The 26979-nt window shown below is 45.5% G+C and carries 23 protein-coding genes and 1 pseudogene; 17 read left to right on the plus strand and 7 right to left on the minus strand.

The window, feature by feature from the left end; genetic code table 11:
* Window positions 1–2 precede the first annotated feature (2 nt).
* Window positions 3–935, plus strand: a complete 933-nt coding sequence (locus MU515_RS01840) for a phosphatidate cytidylyltransferase (RefSeq protein ID WP_260258666.1) — start codon at window positions 3–5, stop codon at window positions 933–935.
* A gap of 9 nt (window positions 936–944) precedes the next feature.
* Window positions 945–1592, plus strand: a complete 648-nt coding sequence (locus MU515_RS01845; RefSeq protein WP_260258667.1) for a lysophospholipid acyltransferase family protein — start codon at window positions 945–947, stop codon at window positions 1590–1592.
* A 67-nt stretch (window positions 1593–1659) separates the two neighbouring features.
* Here the strand turns inward: MU515_RS01845 and MU515_RS01850 are convergent, their stop codons facing one another.
* The 3 genes from MU515_RS01850 to MU515_RS01860 form a co-directional block, all read right to left on the minus strand.
* Window positions 1660–2181 carry an outer membrane beta-barrel protein gene (locus MU515_RS01850; RefSeq protein WP_260258668.1) on the minus strand — a complete coding sequence of 174 codons (522 nt, stop codon included), beginning with the start codon at window positions 2179–2181 and terminating at the stop codon, window positions 1660–1662.
* Window positions 2182–2362: 181 nt separating this feature from the next.
* Window positions 2363–6304, minus strand: coding sequence for an ATP-dependent RNA helicase HrpA (gene hrpA / locus MU515_RS01855; protein WP_260258669.1), 3942 nt, complete (start codon window positions 6302–6304; stop codon window positions 2363–2365).
* Window positions 6305–6433: 129 nt separating this feature from the next.
* Window positions 6434–7756, minus strand: a complete 1323-nt coding sequence (locus tag MU515_RS01860) for a MipA/OmpV family protein (RefSeq protein WP_260258670.1) — start codon at window positions 7754–7756, stop codon at window positions 6434–6436.
* A 99-nt stretch (window positions 7757–7855) separates the two neighbouring features.
* Between MU515_RS01860 and MU515_RS01865 the strand changes: the two genes are divergently transcribed.
* The 4 genes and pseudogenes from MU515_RS01865 (at window position 7856) to MU515_RS01880 (ending at window position 10993) form a co-directional block, all read left to right on the plus strand.
* Complete coding sequence (locus MU515_RS01865) at window positions 7856–8221, plus strand: VC1380 family protein (protein WP_260258672.1); 366 nt, start codon at window positions 7856–7858, stop codon at window positions 8219–8221.
* Window positions 8222–8232: 11 nt separating this feature from the next.
* Window positions 8233–10143 (plus strand): alkaline phosphatase D family protein, encoded by a 1911-nt coding sequence (locus tag MU515_RS01870; protein WP_260258673.1) that lies wholly within the window; start codon window positions 8233–8235, stop codon window positions 10141–10143.
* Between the two features lie 70 nt (window positions 10144–10213).
* On the plus strand, window positions 10214–10663 hold the full coding sequence (locus MU515_RS01875) for a tellurite resistance TerB family protein (protein WP_260258674.1): 450 nt from the start codon (window positions 10214–10216) through the stop codon (window positions 10661–10663).
* 87 nt (window positions 10664–10750) lie between these two features.
* Window positions 10751–10993, plus strand: a pseudogene (locus tag MU515_RS01880) (RNA recognition motif domain-containing protein).
* Here the strand turns inward: MU515_RS01880 and MU515_RS01885 are convergent.
* Complete coding sequence (locus MU515_RS01885; RefSeq protein ID WP_260258675.1) at window positions 10978–11652, minus strand: transglutaminase-like domain-containing protein; 675 nt, start codon at window positions 11650–11652, stop codon at window positions 10978–10980. The pseudogene MU515_RS01880 and the gene MU515_RS01885 overlap by 16 nt on opposite strands.
* Before the next feature lie 10 nt (window positions 11653–11662).
* Window positions 11663–12289, minus strand: coding sequence for a hypothetical protein (locus MU515_RS01890; protein ID WP_260258676.1), 627 nt, complete (start codon window positions 12287–12289; stop codon window positions 11663–11665).
* Window positions 12290–12923: 634 nt separating this feature from the next.
* On the opposite strand from MU515_RS01890, the gene MU515_RS01895 reads away from it, so the two are divergent.
* Window positions 12924–13265, plus strand: coding sequence for an endonuclease/exonuclease/phosphatase family protein (locus tag MU515_RS01895; RefSeq protein ID WP_260258677.1), 342 nt, complete (start codon window positions 12924–12926; stop codon window positions 13263–13265).
* Window positions 13266–13331: 66 nt separating this feature from the next.
* Here MU515_RS01895 and MU515_RS01900 read toward each other — a convergent pair whose 3' ends face one another.
* Both MU515_RS01900 and MU515_RS01905 read right to left on the minus strand, forming a co-directional pair.
* Entirely contained in the window at window positions 13332–14975 is a 1644-nt protein-coding gene (locus MU515_RS01900) for a methyl-accepting chemotaxis protein (RefSeq protein ID WP_260258678.1), read from the minus strand.
* 160 nt (window positions 14976–15135) lie between these two features.
* On the minus strand, window positions 15136–15666 hold the full coding sequence (locus tag MU515_RS01905; RefSeq protein ID WP_260258679.1) for a 3'-5' exonuclease: 531 nt from the start codon (window positions 15664–15666) through the stop codon (window positions 15136–15138).
* Window positions 15667–15994: 328 nt separating this feature from the next.
* On the opposite strand from MU515_RS01905, the gene MU515_RS01910 reads away from it, so the two are divergent.
* From MU515_RS01910 to MU515_RS01955, 10 genes are all read left to right on the plus strand, one after another.
* Window positions 15995–16627, plus strand: coding sequence for a DUF2760 domain-containing protein (locus tag MU515_RS01910; protein WP_260258681.1), 633 nt, complete (start codon window positions 15995–15997; stop codon window positions 16625–16627).
* 42 nt (window positions 16628–16669) lie between these two features.
* On the plus strand, window positions 16670–18571 hold the full coding sequence (locus MU515_RS01915; RefSeq protein ID WP_260258684.1) for an Hsp70 family protein: 1902 nt from the start codon (window positions 16670–16672) through the stop codon (window positions 18569–18571).
* A gap of 73 nt (window positions 18572–18644) precedes the next feature.
* Window positions 18645–21470 carry an Hsp70 family protein gene (locus MU515_RS01920; protein ID WP_260259165.1) on the plus strand — a complete coding sequence of 942 codons (2826 nt, stop codon included), beginning with the start codon at window positions 18645–18647 and terminating at the stop codon, window positions 21468–21470.
* 72 nt (window positions 21471–21542) lie between these two features.
* A complete protein-coding gene (locus tag MU515_RS01925) occupies window positions 21543–21896 on the plus strand; it encodes a hypothetical protein (RefSeq protein ID WP_260258685.1) in 354 nt (117 codons plus the stop codon).
* A gap of 57 nt (window positions 21897–21953) precedes the next feature.
* Entirely contained in the window at window positions 21954–22553 is a 600-nt protein-coding gene (locus tag MU515_RS01930) for a thiol:disulfide interchange protein DsbA/DsbL (protein ID WP_260258686.1), read from the plus strand.
* 77 nt (window positions 22554–22630) lie between these two features.
* Window positions 22631–23317, plus strand: coding sequence for a DNA-3-methyladenine glycosylase I (locus MU515_RS01935; RefSeq protein ID WP_260259166.1), 687 nt, complete (start codon window positions 22631–22633; stop codon window positions 23315–23317).
* Between the two features lie 257 nt (window positions 23318–23574).
* On the plus strand, window positions 23575–24225 hold the full coding sequence (locus MU515_RS01940) for a hypothetical protein (protein ID WP_260258687.1): 651 nt from the start codon (window positions 23575–23577) through the stop codon (window positions 24223–24225).
* Window positions 24226–24235: 10 nt separating this feature from the next.
* Entirely contained in the window at window positions 24236–24934 is a 699-nt protein-coding gene (locus MU515_RS01945; protein ID WP_260258689.1) for an ABC transporter ATP-binding protein, read from the plus strand.
* Window positions 24922–26184 (plus strand): ABC transporter permease, encoded by a 1263-nt coding sequence (locus MU515_RS01950; protein ID WP_260258690.1) that lies wholly within the window; start codon window positions 24922–24924, stop codon window positions 26182–26184. The genes MU515_RS01945 and MU515_RS01950 overlap by 13 nt, the downstream gene beginning before the upstream one ends.
* Window positions 26177–26977, plus strand: coding sequence for an outer membrane lipoprotein-sorting protein (locus MU515_RS01955; protein ID WP_260258691.1), 801 nt, complete (start codon window positions 26177–26179; stop codon window positions 26975–26977). The genes MU515_RS01950 and MU515_RS01955 overlap by 8 nt, the downstream gene beginning before the upstream one ends.
* Window positions 26978–26979: the final 2 nt, after the last annotated feature.

The following is a 26979-nucleotide window of genomic DNA, read 5'->3' on the forward strand; positions in this document are numbered from 1 at the left end:
CCATGATGAACATCCCTCCCCATTCGCTACATATGATGGCGACGATTATCTTAGTTCTAATGGTTGGAACGCTCGCCTATTTGTATTTATCACGACGTAACCCAGATAAAGACTATCAAGAGCTTAAACTACGTATTCGCTCTTGGTGGTGGATGATTGGCATTGTGTTTGTGGTGCTTTACCTACCAGTGCAATACACCCTCATTTTCGTCGGCTTTTTAAGCTTTATGGCGCTGAAAGAGTTCCTCTCTATTGTGCCAACACGTATGACTGACCGCCGTGTGATCTTTTGGGCCTATCTGTCTATCCCTTTCCAATACTACTGGTTATCTATTGGTTGGTACGGCATGTTCATCATCTTTATTCCGGTGTACATGTTCCTTTACCTACCGATGGTGGCGGTATTAATTGGCGATACTAAAGGCTTTATTCGCTCGGCGGGCATTATTCACTGGGCTTTGATGCTAACAGTATTCTGTGTCAGCCACATGGCTTACTTACTCGTATTACCAAGCAAGAATCCAGATGCTGGTTCTATGGGAATGCTGCTCTTCCTACTCGTCTTTACTCAGTTCAACGACGTGTGTCAGTACGTTTGGGGCAAGAGCTTTGGTAAACATAAAATTGTGCCAAAAGTGAGCCCAAATAAAACATGGGAAGGCTTTATCGGCGGCGCTGCTACCATTATTACCATTAGTTACTTTGTCGCACCTTACTTAACACCGCTCACCTCGTTGCAGGGCATGGTGGCTGGGATGATCATTGCATTTAGTGGATTTATTGGTGATTTAGTTATCTCGTCGGTTAAGCGCGATCTTAAGATTAAAGACACCAGCCAGTTCATCCCAGGTCATGGTGGTATCTTAGATAGAATCGACAGCTTGATGTTTACTGCGCCACTGTTCTTCCACTACATCTACTACTTGTACTATTAGGGGCTAAATATGAAGATTTTCAAGTTTCTATTTGTGCTGCTACTGGTCAAACCGTTGGTGTTTATTGGCTTAGGCCTTAACGTCATTCAACGACAAAATCTGCCAGAGAAAGGCCCTGTGATTGTCGCCGCTAACCACAATAGCCATCTTGATACCTTAGTGTTATTAGCGCTGTTCCCAATCAGTATGGTGCACAAGGTTCGCCCTGTTGCGGCCGCGGATTACTTTCTCAAAAACAAGCTGTCGTCTTGGTTGTCACTCAATGTGCTCGGTATCATTCCTATTCGCCGTTCTCCTTCAAAAAGTGAACGAAACGCTGTATTTGATGAGTGCCACCAAGCACTGAAAAACGGAGACATCCTAATCATCTTCCCTGAAGGCAGCCGTGGTGAGCCGGAGGTGATGAGTGGTTTAAAGAAAGGGATTTATCACTTAGTTAAAGAACATGACAACTGCCCAGTTGTGCCCGTGGTAATGAGAGGTTTGGGCCGCTCTTTGCCAAAAGGCACTGCGATGTTTGTTCCTTTCAATTGTGATGTTGTGCTCGGCGAAGGCATTACCAAATTTGCTGATGCTGACGATTTTCTCAACTCTATGCAGCAGCAATACGATCAACTCAGTGAACTGTGCATCGTAACCACGCTCGGCGATGAATAGCGACGTTAACCCAAAACAAAAAACCCAGCATCACTGCTGGGTTTTATCATTTCTTACCACTTAATCATTATAAGAAGTGGAATGTCGCGTTAAGCGTAAAGGTATTGATGTTATCGCTTTCACCTTCCACTTCTACTGCAAAGCTCTGGTAACCTGCACCGATTGTTAGACCAGGAAGTACAGAGTACTCTGCGCCAACACCGTACATGATATCGATGCCATCATCTGAAGGGATGCTACCAAAGTTACTGCTGTAACCGATATCGTAAGAGTGTAAGCCACCACGCGCGTAAACATGTAGAGGACCGAAATCAATACTTGGCTTAGCAGCAAAGTAAAGTGAGCTTGCATCCGCTTTTGCAGTGATACCTGCACGTGGAGCAGAAAACTCTACTTGACCAAAATCCCAGTAACCTGCTTCTAGGCCGATGAATGGTAGGATACCCGTACCAACATGCACACCGTATGCTGTGTCATTCTCGCCTGAAAAGTCAGATTGGCCGCCTTGAACACCACCGTAAATCCAAGAGTCTGCAGAAGCAGTCGCTGATGCACCTAATAGCGCCAAAGCGATAAGTGTCTTTTTCATAATTAACCTTCTCTTTATCGTAATGCCAGTGAACGGCAAGGCTCTGCCGTTTCTCTGACATGGCTGTCTGTTGAGCAAAATAATGCAAATAGCATACCGTTATGACAGGGCACTGTTAAATCTAAACAATCTAACAAGTTAGCGCCCAAAGTGTATTCAAAGGGCGCTGGCATAAAGGCTATTAACAGTTGTCGATAGCGTTTTTCACTCGCTTGTCTGACACCGGATATGGCGTACCTAACTGCTGAGCAAAGAAGCTCACGCGAAGCTCTTCAAGCATCCAACGTACTTCTTTGACGTTTTCAGGCACTGCCACACCTTTCGGAATCTTGTTCAGTAGCTCTTTGTAATCATTCGCCACTGACTCAACCTTAAGCATGTGCAAGCGATCTTTATTTGGATCGATTGGCAGTTTCTCCATACGACGCTCAACCGCTTTCAGGTAGCGAAGAATATCTGGCAGTCGTTTCCAACCACACTCAGTGGCAAATCCTTTAAAGATAAGCCCTTCTACTTGCGCTTTAATGTCAGACAGCGCAAACGCCATGCTGAAATCAATCTTGCCTTTAAGCTTCTTATTGATGTTGAATGCCGTAGTTAAGATCGTTTCCACTTGCTTAGCGATCTCAACCACAGTGTCACCGAGTTCTGCACGAATGTGTTCTTTCATCGCTTCGAACTTATCTGATTCCCAAACAAGGCCGCCCTGCTCTTCAATCAGCTTATCAACGCCACAAGCGATACAGTCATCAATCAGATCCAACACTTTACCGTAAGGGTTAAAGTAAAGACCCAGCTTAGATTTGTTCGGCAAGTTCGCGTGCAGGTATTTGATTGGTGATGGCACATTGAGAAGAATCAGACGTCGCTGACCGGCACGCATCGCGTTGTGCTGCTCGAACTCAGTTTCAAACAGTTTAATCTCAACACTGTCTTTGCTATCTACAATCGCTGGGTACGCTTTGACATCGTAACCGCCACGTTTTTGCTGATAAACCTGAGGCAGTTCACCAAAGCTCCAAGTGTGTAAACCTTGCTGCTCGATATCATCGTCTGCCACTTTAGATAAGGTTTCTTGCACCTTATCTTTTAGGCTTTCTTTTAGCTCATGAAGGTCTTTATTCTCTTTGAGTTTACGGTTGCGATGATCAACAGCGCGGAAAGTCACCTTCAAATGCTCAGGCACTTGCTCTAAGTTCCAATCTTCTCGCAGTAGCTCAGTGCCTGTCATGCGGCGCAGCTCTTTCTCTAGTGCATCAAGCAATGGCATTTCCATTGGCGTTACACGAGCAAGGAACGCATCGGCATAGTTTGGTGCAGGAACAAAGTTCTTACGCAGCGTTTTCGGTAGTGACTTAATCAAGCTCACAATCAGCTCATGGCGCAAACCCGGGATCTGCCAATCAAAGCCTGATTGGTCAATCTGGTTTAAGATCGGCAGTGGCACATGCACTGTGACACCGTCACTATCTTCACCCGGTTCAAACTGGTAGCTTAGTTTTAACTTGAGGCCATTCTGGTGCCAGAAGTTCGGGTAGTCTAAATCCGTAACGTGGCTTGCATCGCCTTTGAACAGCATCTCTTTTTCAAAATTGAGTAGCTCTTTGTTTTGCTGCGAGGCTTTCTTCCACCACGAATCAAAATGCTTACCAGAAACGACTTCTGTACCTACACGCTGATCGTAGAAATCAAACAGCTCGTCATCATCCACCAATATATCGCGGCGACGAGATTTATGCTCTAGTTCTTCAACTTCTTGCAATAGCTTACGGTTTTGTTTGAAGAAGGCGTGTTTGGTTTCCCATTCCCCTTCCACCAATGCGCTACGCACGAAAATCTCTCGGCTTATCACAGAATCAATATTGCCGTAGTTCACTAAGCGTTTTGGTACGATAGGAATTCCGTACAGCATGACTTTTTCATAAGCCATCACCGCTGCGCGTTTTTTCGACCAATGTGGCTCACTGTAGCTACGTTTAATCAGGTGTTTCGCTAAAGGCTCGATCCATTCTGGCTGAATCTTGGCGATAATACGGCCCCACAACCTTGATGTTTCCACCAGCTCGGCTGACATAATCCACTTCGGCTGCTTCTTAAATAGACCAGAGGCAGGGAATATATGGAAACGAGCGTTGCGCGCACCTTGGTATTCGTTCTTCTCTTGGTCTTTCATACCAATATGAGAAAGCAGGCCAACTAAGATAGCCGAGTGCACACCTTGGTATGACGCTGGCTCGTCATTGAGTTTAAAGTCCATTTCACGCATGGCTTGGTGAATCTGGAAGTAAACATCTTGCCACTCACGTACACGCAAGTAGTTCAGGTAATCCTGCTTACACTGCTTGCGGAACTGATTGCCCGACAGTGCTTTTTGCTGCTTCTGGATGTAATCCCACAAGTTCACAAACGTTAGGAAATCTGACTCTTCATGGAAGAAGCGACGATGCTTATCGTCTGATGATTGCTGTTTATCACTTGGGCGCTCACGCGGATCTTGAATCGACAATGCCGAGGCAATGATCATCAACTCTTTGGTCGCACCGTATTTAGGTGATTCAAGTACCATACGCGCCAAACGTGGATCGATTGGTAAGCGAGCTAACTGACGGCCAATCGCGGTAAGTTTTTTCTTATCACCTTCGCGGCCATTTTTCTCATTGCCGCTAATCGCACCTAACTCTTCTAGCAGGCGAACACCATCTTGAATGTTGCGCTTATCTGGCGCTTCAACAAATGGGAATGCTTGAATATCGCCAAGGCCCAGTGCCGTCATCTGCAAGATAACCGACGCTAGGTTCGTACGCAGAATCTCAGGATCGGTAAACTCAGGACGGGACTCAAAATCCTCCTCCGAGTAAAGACGGATACAGATACCCTCTTCCACACGACCACAACGACCTTTACGCTGGTTCGCACTCGCCTGAGAGACAGGCTCAATCGGAAGGCGCTGTACTTTAGTGCGGTAGCTATAACGGCTAATGCGCGCAGTACCCGGGTCAATCACATACTTGATGCCCGGTACCGTTAACGAGGTTTCGGCTACGTTAGTTGCCAATACGATACGACGCCCAGCATGCGGCTGGAAGATCTTGTTCTGCTCACCCGCAGACAAACGCGCGTAAAGAGGTACGATTTCCGTACTCTTTAAATTTCGTTTCGATAAGGCATCCGCCGTATCGCGAATCTCACGTTCACCGTTCATGAAGATTAGGATGTCACCTAAGCCTTCATCACACAGCTCATCAACCGCTTCGAAGATACCTTCAAGTTGATCGCGGTCGCTGTCATCATCACCACGCAGCGGGCGATAGCGAGTTTCAACCGGATAAGTACGACCAGAAACTTCTATAATCGGCGCATTATTAAAGTGATTAGAGAATCGCTCTGGATCAATGGTTGCCGAAGTAATGATGACCTTCAAATCAGGACGACGCGGAAGCAACTCTTTCAAGTAACCAAGAATAAAATCGATGTTAAGGCTGCGCTCGTGCGCCTCATCGATGATGATGGTGTCGTATTGATTTAAAAAACGGTCGTGTTGAATTTCAGCCAGTAGGATACCGTCTGTCATCAACTTGATTTGGGTATTGTCAGAAATTTGATCGTTAAATCGAACTTTATAACCAACGAACTCGCCAAGTTGCGTTTCCATCTCTTCCGCAATGCGGTTGGCTACCGAACGTGCAGCCAATCGACGTGGCTGAGTATGACCAATCAGGCCAAATTTACCACGACCAAGCTCGGCACAAATTTTTGGTAGCTGAGTGGTTTTACCTGAACCTGTTTCACCGGCGACAATAACCACTTGGTTTTCTTCGATGGCTTTGGCGATGTCATCGCGCTTTTGGCTGACGGGCAGGATTTCTGGGTATTCAATGGTTGGCTGATACGCGCTGCGCTGCTCTACATCCATCATGGATTTTGCGATATCGAGCGCGATCTCATCAAACACTGCGTTGCGGGCAGCGTCTTTCTTAATCTTGTTAGCACCTGCGATACGCTTACTTAAGCGGAATCGGTCGCGCAGCATGCATTGTTCAAGCGCTTTACGCAGAGAGGCAGCACTGTTGGCTTGCGATTTTTGCTCTGCTGGCTTGTTTTTATTTGGCTGTGACGAAGTCAAAGCGTGTCCTATTCTTTGCTGTATCTAAAACTGGCGGGATTGTATCACAGTTTGCTAATAAAACGCCCATAAGTACCAGTGCTTATGGGCGTTTCGCAATCTAGGTTATAAGCCTATAACAACGAGCGGCTAAAACTCATATTGCAGATAAATCGTATTGTAGTTACTGCCACCTTTAATTCGGCCAAACTGGGAGGCTTTTTCGAATATCGCACTACGGTGATGGAGTGAATAACCAAACCACATGTTTTCCCATTCCGGCTGATTAAATAGCTGACCGACATTCACATCTACAGAGAAATCTAAATAGTTAAGTAAGTTACTGGCGTTGTAGCCTTTTCTATCCATTTCGCTTTGTTCGATGTAGGTGATGTTGTCCACGTAAGAGAGACCTTCCGCGATACCTAAACGCCAATCGATAGGCCACTCAACGGTAACGTAAGCTTTAATGGCCGCGACAAACTCAGTGCTGGATGATTGCACTTCTGACGACCAATGATGCACTAGACCCGGCGTGAAGTAGATGTCCAGAGGGAACCCAAACAACTCATCCGTTAATGGGTGACCATAAAACACCGAACTAAGCTGGTTATTAAACGGATCTTTCTCTACGTTCAGCGCCAGAATGTCACCAATATTGGATGGTGTTCCCCAACCATGGGCAACACGTAGGTATGGTCGGTTAGACAGCTCTGATTTGTACTCTTTGTTCTTATCATTGAAGAATCCAAAACCAACGTACACTTCCCCTTGATATCTATCTTCAACGGCAAGAGCGTTATACGCATTGTCATCCAAGCGCGTTACACTGGTAGAGCCTAATAGATAAAGATTTGATGCCACGTGATAACGTACATCTAGACCTATTTTTGCATCCACACCGCCGCCAATTTTCTCGCCTGACGATTCGTGAAAAGCAAAATATTGGCTATTGAAATCCGCATCCTTGTATCTCAATGTCGCGAATGGCTTTAACAGCCAATCCCCTTGCTCAAATTCACCACCCACTGTGAGGTTAGTATGAAATCTCAGTTCATCATCTGTCATCAATTCCGTGTTTAGATGCCACTGCTCATCAAACTGGTATTTGAGCTGAAAACCGTAATCTGCGGTATCCCCCTGCTCAGCATTTTGTACTGAGGCCGGAATATCAACAAAACGCATTCGGGTTAATACATTCAACTCAAGTTGCTCTTGCTGCCAATCATAAAGGTGCAAACCACCTTCTAATCCGTTGACGAAGACATATTCGTTTTCAAAAAACATCATAGGGACAAAAGTGCTAACACTTTGGTCTCCATCTTGGGTATCAAAAGGAATGCTGGCAACGCGATACATGGCCGCTAGCCCCCATTCTTGTTCAGAAAATTGATGTTTTTCATCTGCACTTACCGCGCAGTTTGCGAAGCTTAAAAAGCACACTGGCAACAGCCAGCGAGTGTTTATTGTCATTTTTTGGCCACTTAGACGTTATTAACGCGACTTTTTACTTATGTTTCAGGGCGATTAGCCGTTAAAATAGGATAATACGCTCTATTTACTCAAATAATTGTGAAAGTTTCCGAATTCAAGCATTTACTTAATCAACTACCGACCGACGCCGACCTTAATTTGGTGACTGGCGACGAGTGGTTACCAGAACGCCTAATCGCTACCAATCAGGTGGACGATATGTTGTTTCTGCAATTCGACAACGCCCCTGACGAAGAGCAAGGTGAAGAAGAAGGCCGAGGCTTTGTTGAGCATGAGATTGAGCTAATTCGCGAACGCTTTGAACAGATCATAGCAGAAGATAGCGATGCCAAAAGTAAAGCTGATGCAATACTTGCACTGTTTTTGATGGGCCATGAGCGTTCTAGCTCTGAAATCGTCGAATTATTAGAAGCGCCCGACTTAGAAAATGAATACGTAGAATAATTAGGATTTTGATGACAGCAAATTCAGCTCTTCCCCTTATTCTTGCTGGGCCTATTCTCAGAAAGACCACCGCCAACGAACTGGTTATTTGGCTTGTCACCAGCCAACCGTTACAAGCCACTTTTGAGCTTTATGACGAAGCCAACCAAGGCTTAATTCACCAAGCTGAGTTTGATCTCTCTAGCCAACTTCAAGTAGGCCAGCACGCCCATGTTGTTTGCGCTCAGTTTAAAGGGGAATTTCCTACCAATATCGCGCTAAGTTACGATATTCAAACGGCTCAAGGTAGATTGGCAGATCTGATTCCTGAATTGCTATACCAGCAAGAGAGTCGCCCAGTTTTTAAAATCTCGACCAAAGCAGATTATTTGCTGCATGGCTCTTGCCGCAACCCTCATCACCCGAGCAAAGATGCGCTAGTACAAGCGGATTTAAAAGTCGCAAAGCAAACCCTTGAACAACGCCCTGACATGCTAATGATGAGCGGCGATCAAATTTACGCAGATCATGTTGCAGGCCCAATGCTCGATGCCATCCACCAAGTGATTCAAACTCTTGGGCTATATGATGAGCAGTTTACCGATGCGCCTATTTCATCATCTCAGCAGCTCTACTCTCACCCTTGGTGCTATTACCACCGCGATAAATTGCTGCCAACATATCAGCCAGAACCTCGCCTACTGAATAGATTATTCCCTCATGTTCAAGAGCCTATTTTTAGCTCACGAGAGGCCGAGAATCACCTGATAAGTTTCAGCGAGTTTTTTGCCATGTACCTCATGGTTTGGTCTCCGACGGTATGGCAATTGGTCAATCTTAATCACCTTGCGGATAACAACTTTGTGCAAGGTGGAGAAAAGCTATCAGCGGCGACCCAAAACAACTGGCACACAGAAAAGCCTATCATCGAGCAGTTTGTCGCAGGGCTTGGTAATAGCCAGCGCTTGATGGCGCACATCCCCACTTACATGATCTTTGATGATCACGACATCACCGATGATTGGAACTTAACCGTGGGATGGGAAAAAGCCGCCTACGAAAACCCGTTTTCCAAACGCATTATCGGTAACGGGTTGGTCGCTTATTGGCTATGCCAAGGTTGGGGCAATGAACCTGATAACTTTACTAGCGAGTTGCTCGCTTTAGCCAAGCGCTATTTCAGTAGCCAATCAACACAAAGCCATGACGACCTAATCAACTACTTGTACACTTTTGAGCGCTGGCACTACACCATTGATGCCTCACCTAAGGTGGTGGTGCTCGATACCCGTACTCGTCGTTGGCGCTCAGAATCGCGAATGAACAAACCATCAGGTCTGATGGATTGGGAAGCTTTAATCGAATTTCAGCAAGAGTTGATGCACCAAGATAAGGTGATCATCATCTCGGCAGCCCCTATGTTTGGGGTCAAGTTTATTGAAGCGCTGCAAAAGAGTATGACCATACTTGGTCAACCGCTGCTGATTGACGCAGAGAACTGGATGGCGCATCCGGGCAGTGCTAATACGCTATTAAGTATTTTTACCCACACAAAAACCCCGACTAACTTTGTGATTCTATCCGGCGATGTGCACTACTCTTTTGCATACGATATTAAGCTGAGATTTAGAAAATCCAGCCCAAACATCTTCCAAATAACCTGTAGTGGATTCAAAAATCAATTCCCTGAACCGCTTCTTTCAGCATGTGATTGGATAGACCAAGCCATTTATTCACCTCGCTCACCGCTTAACTTTTTCACCAAACGTAAGCGTTTAAAAGTGTATAAGCGAGACCCAGACACCGAAGGTTCAAAACGCTTAGTTAACACGAGTGCAATTGGTGAATTAAAGCTAGATAGCCATGGTAAACCAAGTGACATTTCAATTTTGACCGGAGAAGGAAAACAAGTGCACTTTCCTCCTATCGAGCAAAAGTTGTGATGATTGACTTGTGATCCCTTGATGACGCCACTATGTATAGAGTTATAAAGAAATAAAATGGGCGATATAGATGCTAAATTCGATCACTAAGCTTTTTAAACAGCTACTTGAAGGCGAAGACCTCAGCAACAATCATCAAGCCGATGAAAACCTCGCTATCGCTTGCTTACTGTGCGAAGTCGCAGGCGCGGATCATCAAGTAGATGAAGCAGAGACCCAAGCAAAAATCGCGCTGGTTGCTCGGCTACTCGACCTTGATGAGGCTGGCAGCAAAACGCTACTGTCTCGTGCGCAAAATCAAACCAAGCAATCAGCCTCTTTGTATGAGTTTACTTCTCAGCTACGCGAGATGAGCCAAGAAACGCGGTTTGAACTTATCAAGGCAATGTGGGAAGTCGCTCATGCCGATGGTGAGATTGATCCATTGGAAGATGCGGTCATCCGTAAAACAGCAGAACTTCTCTACGTTGACCACAGCGAATTTATCCGCGCCAAGCTGTCGGTAACCGACTCGAAGTAAAATACGGCCAAAACCAAAGTCCTTAATATCAAGCCGCCCACACTGAAAGTCAATTCTACGCTTGGTTAACTAAATCAGGCAATCATTATGAAACTTTTAGTTTGCAACTTAGAAGGTACTACCACTGAGCACGAAATTCGCGCTTTGTTCTCTCAATATGGCTCTGTCAGAGAGTGCAACTTGGTATTTGACTAAGCAGCAGGCCTATCTAAAGGCTTTGCATTTTTTGAAATGCCTGATGGAAGTGAAGCCAAAGCAGCGGTTGAAAAGCTAAATCTTTCATGTGTTGCTAAAAGCAAAATATTAACCAATTATCAGTTCAAATATTGATTAATGTAGCTTTGAAAAGCTCTACGTCCTATACCATTCTTAGCTGCTAAAGGTTTAAGCAAGGTGCTAAAGTGAACTCCGAGAATTCTGTTGGTGTTCGATTGAGACTTGATCGCTTGGGCTAAGCTTTCATACACTTTGCAAAACTCATCAATATCTGCACTTTGAGCTTGAGAAAAACAATCCGTTTTACCATCCCACCGACACTCCGAACGATGGTGAAGCCCGAAGCAGAAATTTTCTCTGTGTTGTTTTAACCGATTTAGCTGACTTGAAAACTGGGACTTAGTAAAAATATAGCTATCTATAGACACCCAGTTTCCCTCTAGTTTCACTTGAGTTACAGCATGAAACAGCTTCTTAGGCAGGAAGAAATAAACAAGCTTAGGAATAGAGTATCTCAGAATTTCTTTGTTGATGTAGACGAATGCTAGCCTTGCATCAAAGCCTGCTAAGGTAAACAAATGACATAAAAGATCAGCTTGAGCATTGCAGTGCCCGACTCCATTTTCTAAGGTTTTCTTTGGACAGACTGACTCAAAATCAGCGGTAAAGCCAAACTTAATTTCTTCCCTAACCCAGTTATGAATAGCTACCAATAACTCAGTGTCAGAATTTGAGTTATCTTTAAAATTCTGAACCAACAAATTCAACGACATTAAGCAAAACTCACTTTCTAATTATTTCACCTAAATAAAACTTACCTTCAAAATTGACAAATATGAATTCTGTCTCAGAGATCCAGTTAAAACGGTCAATCATAAAAAATGAATATGGCAATTTACTCTCGGTTAAATGGGATACAGACTGCCATATTCCATTTGTATTCTTTTGAATGAGCGATGACGGCGCCTGCCCGTTATAATATGAACTAATTCTATAGCCTGCATTCGGTGAATAAATCCTATTCTTAGGAACTTCTTCAAGCTCTAATCCGCTATCTAAAGAAATAACAACGTCTGAGTTATGCCCCCCTTCAAAGTAAAGAACCCTGTCATCTGGATAGTATGCAATAAAACCATTGTACATTAAGTCTATTTGCGCCAACTGTTCATTAGTTTCATTGTTTATAACGAGTAGTTCTCCCTTTAGAGCTAAGCGTTCAGGATTCAGTTCAAGAACTTTGTTTAGATCATCAATTTCATTAAGCAATGGCTGAGAATAAGATTTTTTGAGCTTTAAAAAGTACTCAAACTTACTTGCGGGTATTGGGGTGAGTTCAAAACCAAATCCATTTGCAGAAACAACATTGGATTTAAGTAAACAGAGTAATAATATAATGATATATTTTTTCAAGTGGTTCCTTTACTTCGCAACTAGGCTTTCTGACCATTAATTTAGCCAACCAGTATACATTAAACTGACCGCCATGTGATTTAAGTATTACTGTTTCCCAATCGCAATGACAGTCTCTTAACCTTCTCCCCAAAAATGGAGCTAGAAACGAGCAACTAAACTTTGGCTATTGCAATGCAAATTGAAGCACTTATTTCAGTATGAGATCTATATACGCAAAACCATCCTCAAATAACCGTCTCTACTTATAATATTGCAGCAGCCCGTGTAGGTGCCTTAAATGACATAGCACAGGGCATCAAAACATTAAACTCCGCATCACAGCGATCATAGAAATCGACAAAAATACCAAGCGCAGCGGAAACATTGATCAACTAGCGTTATTAAAGGAAAAAACCAATCTTCAAGGCAAGTTTGCTAAAACGATTAATTTTGATGGCGGTGAATATGGCGTAGCGGTTATGTCTAAATACCCTATCTTACGAACAGAGGCGATTCAAATTCCATCAGGAGATGAACTACGGGGTACTTTACGTTGCTAAGATAAAAGTACCTTCGTTTGACAGCCCTATCCTATTTTTAGTCGCACATTACGACTGGTATGCAGATCCTAAATTACGCGTCGAAGAACGTTATGCCATTAACAACTATGTTCTCGGAAACAGTGACTCACTCTTTAAGAATATTAGCTCTAGAATCGTCATTCTTGCGGGCTTGCGGGGATTTCAATGCAGTACCAAGTGATGAATCTATGTTTAAGCTATCGAAATACTGGAATCTAGTCGAGAAAAACAATTTAGACATCCGTACTTGGCCAACAGATAACCCAATCATCGGCATAGGCCACATACTCACGTCAAACGCGCAAAAGTGGCAAGTTATGTACGTGTCAATTCCTCAACAAGACAAAGCAAGTTGGGCAAACCGCAGTGACCATCTCCCTGTAACTGCCAAGCTAAAACTACTTGAACAATAATGCGGTCATTCAGTTAAAAGGACAGCTAAAGAGCTGTCCTTAAAGTTACATTCTATAATTCACCGCTCAACGTGATATTCTAAACTGCGCTACCATCGCGCTTAAGCTCTTAGACAAATCCGAGACAGACAAACTCGACTCAGCCAATTGCTCTGCCCCGCGCTTGCTTTGCTGGGTCGATTGGCTAATGCCAGAGAGCGAACGGTTGATCTCTTCTGACACTTGTTGCTGCTCTTCACACGCTGAGACAATCACAGTGTTCATGTCATTGATTTGCTCTACAGAGCCGACGATGGATTGCAGCACCTCACCAGTTCCACCAACTTTTTCACCTGTTGACATCGCAAACTCTTGGCTCGATTGTGTTTCTGTCACCGCTGATTTCATGCCTGTTTGCAGCCTTTCAATCGCACTTTGAATTTCTGAAATAGAGCTTTGCGTTCTAGAGGCTAATGTTCTCACCTCATCGGCAACCACAGCAAAGCCGCGCCCTTGCTCACCCGCACGCGCCGCTTCAATCGCAGCATTAAGCGCTAGCAAGTTAGTTTGCTCGGCAATGCCGTTAATTACATCGATTACGGAACCAATACCATCGGTTTCGACTTCAACAGCCAGTACTTGCTCAGTTACATGGTTAATTTGCTGCACAAGTTCGGTTGAAGCATGCACCGTAACCTCTACAATCTCTCGACCAGATGACGCTTGCGTCATTGTTTCACGTACAGAGTGATCTGCTTTGTTAGCACTTTCTGTCACTTCACGCGAAGCACATACCATCTCTTCCATTGCAGTCGCTACTTGGTCAATCTCACTTGATTGATGCACAACCTGCTGGCTCGCTTGTTGGCTGATTTGCTTCATTTGTTCTGAGCTTTGCGCCAGTTCACCTGACATATCATGCATTTTTAAAACAAGCTGATTAATGTTGCCGATCATCTCATTAAACGCTTTAGAAATATCGGCCAGCTCTTTAGGGCCATTTTCCTGTGCTTTAATGGTGAGATCCATCTGCTCAGAGACACCAAACATTGCTTTTTGTAGACGTTCTAACGCTTGGCGAATCACAACAAAATTACTGGTATTGATAATAAGCAAGAAGACTGCTGCTATTAGGCCAACAAACAACATGATTTTTAGAGAGTTCGCGTAAATAGTGTTGATCTGATTGTACTCTTGCTCCGCCACCTGTAACTGCAAATCAACCAATTCTGTGATTTTCGAGCTAATAGGGTCAACCACGCGATACAAAGGGCCATCAAAGCGACCTAATTGACCTTCGATATTGCCAGATTCTAGTGATTTCAAATAAGTAATTAGGTTGGCAAGCTCGGCTTTGGCTGGTACAAACAGCTTCTCCGCTTGCTGGGCTAATTGGGCTTCTTCTGGGGTCAGCTCGGTGGCCATATACACTTGCCATTGATCGGAGATATCCTTAATGGCGTATTCAACATCGTTGATAGCTTGGTCGCGATCAACCAAACCTGCATTAGCTTTATTTACCGTATCAATAATTAATACTGCAAACTCATCCGCAATGACTTTTAACCCTTTAAGGGGAACAACACGGTCTTGATAAATGGTTTGTGCGCCGCGGTTGGCTTTGCCGAGTTCAGTCACGGCTAAAGTGGCTAAAATCGCGATAACGAAAATAGGAAATATAGTGCTCGCAATTAAGCGAATTCGAACAGAAGTATTCGCAAGCAAGTTCATAAACGACATCCTTGTTATTATTGATATGCCGTTTCATGGTGAGATAGGAGCCGCTTAGGGTAAAGCAGAAAAAGAAGCACAAGATAATGTATTTGAGTCAAATCACAATGTGATGAGAAATGCAAAATCACGACAAGCAATTAATAAATTTAACAATATTTTATAATAGAATCAAGGCCAATTTAGCCAAATTATAGGCGTCTACATAGCCAGAATGTTGACGACCTTCCCACTCAATCCCTTTTTCTTCTTGGGCCGCTTTATGGCCAATTCGCTTGTCTTTTAAACGGTTTTGAATTCTGTATAAAGTCGCTAGATTGATGTACTCTTTAAATGGCATTTCGATGTTTTTATCCGCACACTCTTGAGCAAGGATTAAGTCGTCACGTCCCCAAGCTGCATAGATTTTATTGCTACCACCGAAGTTTTTGATCATCGATTTAATCACTTGTTCCAGCGGACGACCTTGCTTCTCAATTTTACGCGGAGTAATTCCCGTCAATTGGCTACAAAACAAAGAGACTTCATCCTGTTCGGGCTTAACGTAGTATTGAGCGCGTTTGACAATCTCACCTTGCACCAAATCAATCTCGGCTAGGCCGATTTCAATGATCTCACCTGTGGTGCCGACACCATCTTGGTTCCAGCAACACATTTCAAGATCAAAACATACGATACGGTTATGGTTCATTGCTTACCTGTTGTCTTAGGGATTTAGAATAAATCGAAGCGCAAAATCTTAACGTATTTCACACTCCAATCTCAAGAGTAGCCCTGAGCATTGCGGTTGCCAACGGCGTAACTGGCGAGGAATTGATCGGATTTCAGCTTTACTGACATCCGCGACCAAAAAACAGCCGTAACAAACGGCTAAAAACAAACCAAATAACACCGACTATACTGGTTTACGCTGCTTTTATACGGGCGCGAGGCCTTGAATATGTTAACATTCGCCCTTATTTATAGAGCAATGAGCAAGGGACATCCCTTGATATCTAACCTAATTTAAGAGATTCGCTATGATTGTCGATTTACAACTGATTCCTCAAACATTCGATATGCTGCACGCTGGCTTAACCGCTTCTAGTGTTTTGCTGCTTCTAGTTGCTGTTTCACGCAAATCTAAAGTGATCGAAAAAGTGGTTGAAAAACCAGTAGAGAAAATCGTTGAGGTTGAAAAGCCTGTCGAGAAGATCGTCGAAGTTGAGAAGGTTGTAGAAGTAGAAAAAGTCATCGAAAAAGTTGTCGAAGTAGAATCAAAACTAGCGACCGCTTCTACCGATTCAGCAATGCAGTTACTGTCTATCATGCAGCAAGAAGCGCGCTTAATCGACTTCCTAAAAGAAGACCTAACGTCATTCTCTGATGAAGAAGTGGGCGCAGCAGCACGTGTAATTCACACTGGCGGTCAAAAAATACTAAGCGACTACGTAACGCTTAGCCACATCCGTGAAGAAGACGAAGAAACACGCATCACTGTGGCTGAAGGCTTCAATCCGCAAGAAATTCGCCTAACAGGCAACGTAACAGGCCAAGCGCCATTCAATGGCACACTTGTGCACAAAGGTTGGAAAGCAACCGACATGACCTTGCCAAAACTGGCAGAGAATTACGATGCATCTGTTATTGCTCCTGCTGAAGTAGAGCTGTAATACAGCACTCCAGCAGCAAAATTAAGCACCAAAGAGAACACCATGCAACAAGCAAAATTTAGTGTTGGTATCGACTTAGGTACCACACACTGCGTTCTGTCTTACCTAGATACGACAGATGAAAACGCACAGGTTGAAGTTATGCCAATCGCGCAGCTTACCGCGCCAGGCACAGTAGAAACTCGCAGCCAACTTGGCTCGTTCCTATATCAACCTCACGAACATGAGATGAACCCAGCCTCGCGCGTATTGCCGTGGTCTACAGAGCCAACCGCACTGGTTGGTGCCATTGCGCGTAACCTTGGTTCTAAAACACCTATTCGTTTGATCGCAAGTGCGAAATCTTGGCTTTGCCACGGCGGCGTAAACCGTCGTGATGCATTTTTGCCAACAGGTAGCCCAGAAGAAGTTGAGAAAGTTTCACCACTTCGAGCGACTGAGCTTTACCTAGAACATCTTAAACAAGCTTGGAATCATACTCATCCAGAGCATGACCTAATCGAACAAGACGTAACGATTACCGTTCCTGCATCATTTGACCCAGCCGCACGCGATCTTACCGCAGAAGCAGCTCGAAACGTCGGTCTAGCACACTTAACCTTGCTAGAAGAACCTCAAGCGGCACTGTACAACTGGATCGACAACAGCAACGATAAATGGCGTGATGAAGTCAATGTCGGCGACATCGTTTTGGTCGTTGATATCGGTGGTGGTACTACCGACCTTTCTTTGGTTGAAGTAACCGAAGATGATGGCAACCTCACTCTTAACCGTATCGCTGTAGGTGAGCACATCCTACTTGGCGGTGACAACATGGATTTAGCGCTAGCGTATCGTCTAAAGATGAAGCTTGCTCAAGAAGGTAAAGAGCTTCAACCTTGGCAAGTTCAGGCCATGACGCACGCATGTCGTGATGCCAAAGAAGCGCTACTAAACGATAGCGAGCTGCAATCAGTGCCAATCGTAGTGCCAAGCCGTGGTTCAAAACTACTGGGCGCAACGCTGAAAACTGAACTGACTCAGCAAGAAGTTCAGCAAACTTTGGTTGATGGCTTCTTCCCTAAAGTTACGGTTAGCGAGCACCCAGTGCAAAAAGCACGTGGCGCACTAACGCAAATGGGCTTACCTTACGCGCAAGATGCTGGCATCACACGCCATATCGCCACTTTCCTAACTAAGCAAGCGAATGCCCTTGCTGGTGAAGAGTCTGCGCCTGCGCAAGACTTCAATCCATTTGCAAATATGCCGGGCATGCCAGATTCGGAATCTACTTCAAGCGCTGACTTCATCAAACCAACCGCAATTCTATTTAACGGCGGTGTGCTGAAATCTGGACTTCTAGCTAACCGTCTTGAAGAGACCATCGGCGAATGGCTAATTGAAGCAGATGCTGAGTTACCTAAACGCCTAACAGGTGTTGACTTAGACCTTGCTGTAGCAAGCGGCGCATCTTACTACGGCGCAGTGCGTCGCGGCCAAGGCGTTCGTATTCGCGGCGGTATCGCGTCTAGCTACTATGTAGGTATCGAAAGTGCGATGCCGGCGATTCCGGGTATGGCACCACCACTTGAAGCACTATGTGTTGCGCCATTTGGTATGGAAGAAGGTTCAAGTGTTGTTGTTCCTAGCCAAGAGTTTGGTTTGGTTATCGGTGAGCCGGTTCACTTCCAATTCTTTGGCTCAACGGTTCGCCGTGAAGATGAAGCAGGCACACACCTAGATCACTGGGCACCAGAAGAGCTTGAAGAGCTACCTGAAATTCAAGTAACACTTCCGGTTTCTGAAGGTCGTAAGCAAGGTGAAGTCGTTCCAGTAACGCTCGCGTCACGAGTGACTGAGCTAGGCACGCTTTACTTAGAAGCTATCGCGGCCGACAACGGCCAAAAATGGCATGTTGAATTTGACGTTCGTGAAGATTCAAAAAGCGACGTCGAGCAAGCATAATTAAGCCAATGGCACCCAACCTATGGGTGCCTTTCTTTTAGGTATTGGTCTATTGACCAAAGCAGAGGTTTGTATGGCATCTCCTCGTTTTCTCGTTGGTATCGATTTAGGTACGACAAACACTGTCGTCGCATTCTGTGAAATTACCGACGATCTGCAACACTCCCAAGTTAACCTATTCGATATAGACCAGCTAATTGGCCCGGGCGAAGTCGTTCGTAAGCCATTACTGCCCTCTTTCCGCTACCACCCTGCTCAAGGCCAAATCGCACCATCGGATCTTACGCTCCCTTGGCAACCGACGCTTGTCGCGGGTGATATTGACCAAGTGATCATTGGCGAATGGGCACGAGAGCTTGGCGCGAAAGTCGAAGGCCGACAAGTCTCCAGCGCCAAGAGCTGGCTCTCACACCAAGCGGTTGATCGCCACTCTGAGATTTTACCGTGGGCGGGCGCGAGTGACGTAGAGAAAGTCTCACCTGTTATTGCCAGTGCTAGCTACCTGAATCACATTCGCCAAGCGTGGAACTACCGTAACCCAAGTAACAAACTTGAAGACCAAGAAGTAGTTGTTACTGTCCCTGCATCATTCGATGAGACAGCAAGAAAGCTCACTCTAGAAGCAGCAGAGCTCGCGGGCCTGCATAAAATTGTATTACTTGAAGAGCCACAAGCGGTCTGCTACGACTGGTACGCACGCCACCAGCAAACCGCCGCTGAAGAGTTACAGCAATTGCCGCTAATTTTAGTGGCTGACGTAGGCGGTGGTACTACCGACTTAAGTTTGATTGAGGCGAAATTTAATCAGCAAGACAGCCATGCAGAGCAAGAGTTATCTCTCGATCGTATCGGCGTAGGTGAGCACCTAATGCTTGGTGGTGATAACCTTGACCTTGCGCTCGCTCACCTTGCGGAGCAGCGTTTCAATCAAAGCAAAAAACTTAATGCAGCTAGCTTAACTAAGCTGATTCAACAAACTCGCAAAGCGAAAGAAAACCTGCTTTCAGCCAACGCGCCTGAGCAAGTAAAAATCACGATGCTTGGCAGCGGTTCAAAGCTACTCGGCGGTACTAAGAGCATTGATTTAAGTAGACAAGAAGTACACCAAATTGCGCTTGATGGTTTCTTCCCTCTCAGCCAGTTTGATCAGCTACCAGATAAGCGCCGCAGCGCGGTCGTCGAATTTGGCTTGCCTTATGTGGCCGATCCTGCGGTTAGTAAACACATTGCCGAGTTCTTAACTCAGCATCAACAAGTTAGCCATGCTGCGCTCGGTACTGATGCTGCACAAGGCGCAGCGGTTCCTGTAGGCTTGTTGCTCAACGGAGGCGTATTCAACAGTGAATTAGTCACCGAACGTGTAACCAGTTTACTTGGCAATTGGCGCGGTGCTCCGGTTACTGTGCTTGATAACCCGCACCCTGATTGGTCGGTTGCACTCGGTGCAGTGGCCTTTGGTAAAGCTCGCCGCGGTGCGCAGCTTAAAATTGGCGGTGGTGCTGCTCGCTCTTACTTTTTGCATTTACCCGAGAAAAACAAACTCGGTAAAGCCCTATGCTTATTAGCCAAAGGCACAGAAGAAGGCCAAGAAATTCGCCTTAGTGGACGCCGCTTCTCGCTGACACTGGGTGAGCCAGTGCGATTCAACCTGCTGACCTCCACTCACGATTCGCTCAGTAATAACCTTGCGATTCAAAACGGTGTAATGGCGGATATCGACCCCGACCTATTTGCGCCGCTTCCACCATACATTTCAACCTTAGAAGGCCAAGGCGTTGAGCTGCAAGCTAACCAGAAAGAACGCGTAGAAGTGCAGCTTGCTTGCCAATTAACTGAAGTCGGCACTCTAAAAATGGAATGTGTCAGCGTTGAAGATGATAATCAACGTTGGGCGCTAGAATTCGAAGTTCGCAATCAAAAAGCAGATGAAGAATCTGAGCAACAGCAGCATCCAAATCTAAATCACTGTAGAGAACTCATCGCGCGTATATACAGCGGTAACAAGAAAAGCGCCGATGGCAAAGAGATCAAAACCCTCGCCAAAGAACTTGAGCGTAAGCTTGGTAAACGTGATGAATGGGATTTTGCTACCCTTCGCCAAATTTTTGATAGCTTTGCTACTGGTCGTAAGCGTCGTCGCCGCTCTGAAGCACACGAGAAAAACTGGCTACGTCTTGCGGGCTTCGCTATGCGTCCGGGCTTTGGTGATGCCACCGATAGCTGGCGCATGGAGCAAGTATGGTCACTTTACCAACAGGGCATCCAGTTTAAAAACCACCAAGGTTGGACCGATTGGTGGGTGTTCTGGCGCCGCGTGGCAGGTGGTTTAAATCAAGATCAGCAAGAGACCATCTTAGCGGATATTGCGAAATACCTGCATCCGGGAGCGATGAAGAACCCACAGTCGATGAAAGCCGCGCAGGAGCAAGGCTATGAATCCATGGTTCGCCTTGCCGCCTCACTTGAACACCTAGATGTTGAGGATAAAGTTCTGCTTAGCTCATGGTTCTTAAGTAAAGCAATAAACCATAGTCAATTCCAGCAAGCACACTGGTGGGCCGTCGGTCGTTTGGCCTCTCGTACCCCGCTTTATGGCAGTCAACATAATGTGGTATCGCGTGAGCAAGCCGAGCAATGGCTACCGAAACTGCTGGAACAAAACTGGCAAAAAGAGCCAATGATTGCCTTTGCCGCGGTCATGATCTGTCGTAAAACCGGAGATCGGCTGTTTGATATTTCTGACCACTTCCGCGAACAAGTGATTGAAAATCTTAAGAAAAACAAAGTTCCAGAAACATGGCTAGCACTGGTTAGTGAAGTCAAAGCGCTTTCTGAATCAGAATCGAAACGTGTGTTTGGTGATGCACTGCCAAGTGGTTTAACATTGGTGAACCAATAGCAATGGAGGCTGTCTATTTGGACAGCTTCATATTTGTAATACTTTGCACTAGATAGGGTCAAGGAAGCATGAATGCTTAAGGAACAACGCCGTTTATTGATTGCACTGTTTTGCGCATTCAGCCTGTTATGGTTGAGTGCGACTTCTACTGTGCAAGCAAGTCCGGCTGAGCCTTTACCGCTAATGCCTGAGCAACATACTCCCCATCTAAGCAGCAGTACTGAATGCCCCGATGCACCGGAGCACAAACGTGAAGTTAGCCATCAAGGCTGCTCATCAGTCTGCATTACCAAACTGCCTAGTGAGCCAGTCTCATTCTGCTGGCAAGTTGCACCATCAACTCTTGCGCTGATTGGTCGTGAACCGATTGGCAAAACCATTTCTCGACCTCAAGCACTAAAACGCCCTCCAAAAGGGTATTCCTAACTTAACTTGTTATTACTTATCAAACCTATAACTAGGAATACAACATTAGGAATTCCCATGAAAAAACTGATCACAGCATTCACTGCATTACTCATTTCATTTGGCGCAAGTGCGACACAATTTGAAGAAGGCACCTACTACACCACAATCAAAGGCCCTAAATCGAAAACACCGACGGTAACCGAGTATTTCTCGTTCTATTGTCCACACTGTTTTCGTTTTGAATCGATTGTAAAGAATTTAAAACCAACGCTTGACCCAGAGGTCACGTTTGAAAAAGTGCACGTCGGCTTTATGGGCGGAGAGATGGCAAAGCCGATGGTAAAAGCTTACGCAACCATGGCTGAACTGCAGGTAGAAGAACGTATGGTTCCAGCTATGTTTGAACAGATCCACATTAAACGTCAGCCACCAATGAACGAGCAAGAGCTGCGTCAAGTATTTAGCGACAATGGTATCAGTAGCACTGCATTTGACCTGGCCTACAATAGCAAAGCAGTAGAAATGAAACTGAAAAAGTATGACCAGAAATTCAACAAAAGCACCTTACGAGGCGTACCAGCAATTGTGGTCAACGATAAATACATCGTGGTCGCAAACCAAATAAAAAGCTTTGATGAGTATAACCAACTGGTTAACTACTTACTGACGCTATAATCCCTTGAAAGCCAGAGCTGAGCTCTGGCTTTACTGTTTTTAGGACGTAATCAACTCTCATTATAAAGGCAGCTATGATGCATTTAGAAAAGTTTGCAGACATCTATCAAAGAGCCGCTGAACGTAAAGGAGGCGAAGATCAACTAGAACTGTTGCTCTCTCCTTCTTTGAGCCAAAGCGAAATTCAATCTATCCCCAATGACCGTTGGTTATCTGCGTTTTCAATGAAAGTGTTCCAATCGGGCATATCTTGGAAAGTGGTGCGCAATAAATGGCCAAATTTTGAAGAACTGTTTTTTGGCTTCAAGGTTGAGCCACTGCTTATGCTGTCTGACGAACAATGGGAAACCAAAGCTACCGATAAGCGCATCATTCGTCATCTAACCAAGGTGATGTCGATTGCAGACAACGCACGAATGATTCATGAAGCCAGTATCGAGCACGGTTCATTCGGCAACATGGTTGCCAACTGGCCTAAAGAAAGCATTACAGATTTGTGGCTGTACATGAAAAAACACGGTAAACGTTTAGGCGGAAACACTGGCCCTTACGCCCTACGCCAAATGGGGGTAGACACTTTTATTCTCTCTTCTGATGTCGAAGCATATCTACGCAGTTACAAAATTATTGAAGGTGGCAGAGATACCAAAAAGTCACTGCAAGCTTGCAACCAAGCCTTTGCTCATTGGCAGCAAGAAAGTGGCCGAAGCCTGACCCATATCAGCCAAGTGATCGCATTCAGTAGTGGCGATAACCGAGTATAATTGAATAACGCCAAAGTCCGCTTTGGCGTTATTCCTACTTATCTACTTAATTACTTAACTACATATCAACCAATGCGAGCAACTCACGCTTATGCTGTTTGGTTGTTTTGGCTCGATAAATCCTTCCCACGCAGTTCATCCTTGGGTTTAACCGTTTATCTCCGAATTTGACCATTTGTCTCATTGGTCAGCACCCTACTCATCTCTTCCTTATTCTGACATCACTTACCCAATACATTGTCTTAAGGATTCGAGCGATGAACACAGTTAAAACTCTTCTATCGGCAGCATTAATCAGCGCAAGCCTTGTAAGCACTCCGCTACTTGCAAACCCAACACCAGAGGTATTAAGCAACTATAACCTTGCTGCAGAAGGCGACGAAACCATGGTCGATACAGTTTACGGCCAATTAAACCAATTGATAGACCAGCAAGGCGCGAAGCCATTGACCTTAGTCTATTTAGGTAGCACTCAAACCATGCAAGGCCGCGATGCTTTTCTGCCTTGGAATAAAATGAAGTTTACTGAACAAGGCTTAGCGACTATCGCAAAAGGACTTGGCCTGATTGACACCCTGCCAGAGTCCATAGACCAGCAGCAACGGGTACAAGGCATTCCTGAATCCTATCTTGCGCAAGCTATGGCGGCGGCGACCTACACGTCTCTACCCGACTTATTCAATCACTTTGATCGCGGCTATGACATGTTCCTCACTCTACTCGCACAGCCCCAATTTGAGCAGCAGCCCTTTTCAGCCACCAGCTGGATCTATCGCTACGCCATTGAAGCAGCACTAAGAGCGCAAGACCTCCCGCAAGCCAAACAGTGGTTAACCACAATGGAAAAGCTCGATGCACAAGACAAACAAACCCAAGCGATGCAGCAGCTAATCAGCGACCAAAGCTAAGGAGGCCGTCATGATTACGTTTAACCACATTCAACGCCACTACCAGTTAGGTAGCCAATCGGTCCCGGCGCTTAAATCCGTTTCTGGTGAGATACAAAGCGGCGAGATGGTCGCGTTATGTGGGCCGTCAGGCTCGGGGAAAAGCACCCTACTCAATATTCTTGGCCTTTTGGATATGCAATACCAAGGCGATGTCACGCTAAATGGCGAAGCAGTTCCTCGAGCTCCTAAACAAGCCGCGCGAATTCGTCGCTCGCAAATGGGCTTTATCTTTCAACGTTTCAACCTTGTACCCGTAATGAGCGCACTTGAAAACGTTGCGTACCCGTTGATGCTAAACGGACTCGACAGAAAACAGCAAATCGCACAAGCCACACGCATGCTCGATATGGTTGGCCTACAAGACTACATCCACCACCGGCCAGACAATCTATCCGGCGGTCAACAGCAACGCGTCGCCATCGCGCGAGCAATGGTACATCACCCTAGCGTAGTGATTGCAGATGAACCCACCGCCAGTTTAGACAGTAAAACCGCAAATCTGGTGGTCGACATCATGCGTGACTTAGGACACGAGATGAATACCACGTTTGTGATTGCAACTCATGACTCACGCATGGCCTCTCGCTGCAACCGCACCATCGAATTATTAGATGGCGAACTGCATGCACACAACTCAAATTTAGGAGTGATCTCATGGGCAAGCTAGCTGCACTCTTAATCCCTGACGCCATGCGTTTGGCGTGGCTAAACCTACGCCGTAACCAACGCCGAAGCTCACTGTCGATCTTAATAATCACCATCGCGGTCTTCGCGTTAACCAGCACCGGTGGCTTTGGCCTATACACCTACGACAGCCTTAAAGAATCGACAGCACGCGATATTGGTCATTTAATTATCTCCACACCCGGCTACTTTCAAAAAGAAGAAGAGACACCGTTGGCCAATGGTCTAAATGAACCAACCGAGCTCATTCGCCGCATCATGGCATTCGACCAAGTTCGTGGGGTACAGCCGGGAATCGAGTTTACCGGACTGATCTCCAATGGCACTAAGTCAGCCATTTATGTGGGGCATGGTGTTAACGATCGTGAATTTGATATGAAAGGGCCATTTCTCGATGTGAAGCAAGGCCAAACGCTATCCAACGTCCGGTCGCCACGTTACGATGCCAATGCGCCTGAAGTCATGCTAGGCAAGGATCTCGCCAGAAACTTAAACGTATCAATCGGTGACTGGGTCACGTTACTCGCCACTACTGTCGATGGTGCGCTTAATGCTTATGATTTCCAAGTGCACGGTATCTACTCTACTGGAGTCCCAGAGCTTGATAAACGTCAACTCTATATTCACATCAATAGTGCTCAATCATTATTGAACAGCGATAAAGTCAGCACTATCTCGGTGTTTCTGTTCGAACTAGAGCAAACACAAACCATTGCTGAACACATCTCTAAGCTGATTGATGATAGCCAGCAGCTTCAAATCACACCGTGGCATGAGCGCGCGTTTTACTACCAAAACGTAAAAAATCTTTATGACCGTATCTTCGGCATTATGGGTTGTATCATGGCCATGGTGGTATTTGTGGCACTGTTTAACACCATGACAATGTCGGTCACAGAGCGAACCCGCGAAATTGGCACCCTATCTGCACTAGGCAGCTACCCGCAAGAAATAATTAATGGATTCTTAAGTGAAGCAAGCTTGTTGGCGCTGCTTGGTAGCTTGCTTGGAACATTGGCTTCGCTCGGTTTAACTGCGCTGCTGATGATTTTTGACGTGCAAATGCCCCCACCACCGGGAATGACCGAGGGCTACCCTCTCACCATTTATTTCTCGCTGCCACTGGCACTATTCGCATCATTTGGCGTTCTGACCATTTGCCTAACTGCGGCCTATTTCTCTGCCCGTAAAGGCGTAAACAAACCCATCACTGAGGCATTAATTTATGTGTAACTTTACTAGCTTATCTAGCCTAAAACATCTGCTCCAAACCGCTGGTGTATTCATTGCGCTTACCCTTTCAATGACAGTCAACAGTGCGCCTTTAACTCAACAACAAGTCGATGTGTTAATTGAGCAAGCAGACAGTTATCGAATGGACCAAGACTCCGCGCAGATCATTTCGATAGTTCGGCTATACAAAGACAATCAGCTGGATAAAACTCGCCAGTACAACGTCTACTCTCGTCCTGATCGCGAGTCTTTGGTGGTGTTCAAATCGGCGGTTGAGGCTGGGCAAAAGATGCTGATGCTACAGGATAACTTTTGGCTACAAATGCCCAAAAGTCGCAGACCCATTCGTATTACACCTATGCAGAAATTGCTCGGTGATGCCTCCGTTGGCGATATCAGCACCCTAACATGGAGCCAAGACTATCAAGGCACTTGGCAAACCGAAGAAACAATAAGCGATTACGCTGACGTCAGTTACACCACGCAACGCATAGAATTAATCGCGACCACAAAAGGCGCGAGCTACCAACGCATCGTACTTTGGCTAGAGAAAGATAATGGCTTCCCGATTCAAGCCGACCTCTATCTGCGCTCCGGTAAACTGGCGAAGCAAGCGCAATTCACCCGCGGAATTCGTGATGACAAATTAGCGGTGACCGCGATGACACTACTTGATGCTATTCAGCCAAACAAAAAGACCGAAATAGAATATCAATCAATTAAGCCTTGGCGCTTGGATGACAAGTATTACAACCCTAGCTTTCTCGCGCGCAACAATACATCGGAGTTATAGCC

It is taken from the genome of Vibrio intestinalis (assembly GCF_025195085.2).
GTDB classification, from domain to species: Bacteria; Pseudomonadota; Gammaproteobacteria; order Enterobacterales; family Vibrionaceae; genus Vibrio; species Vibrio intestinalis.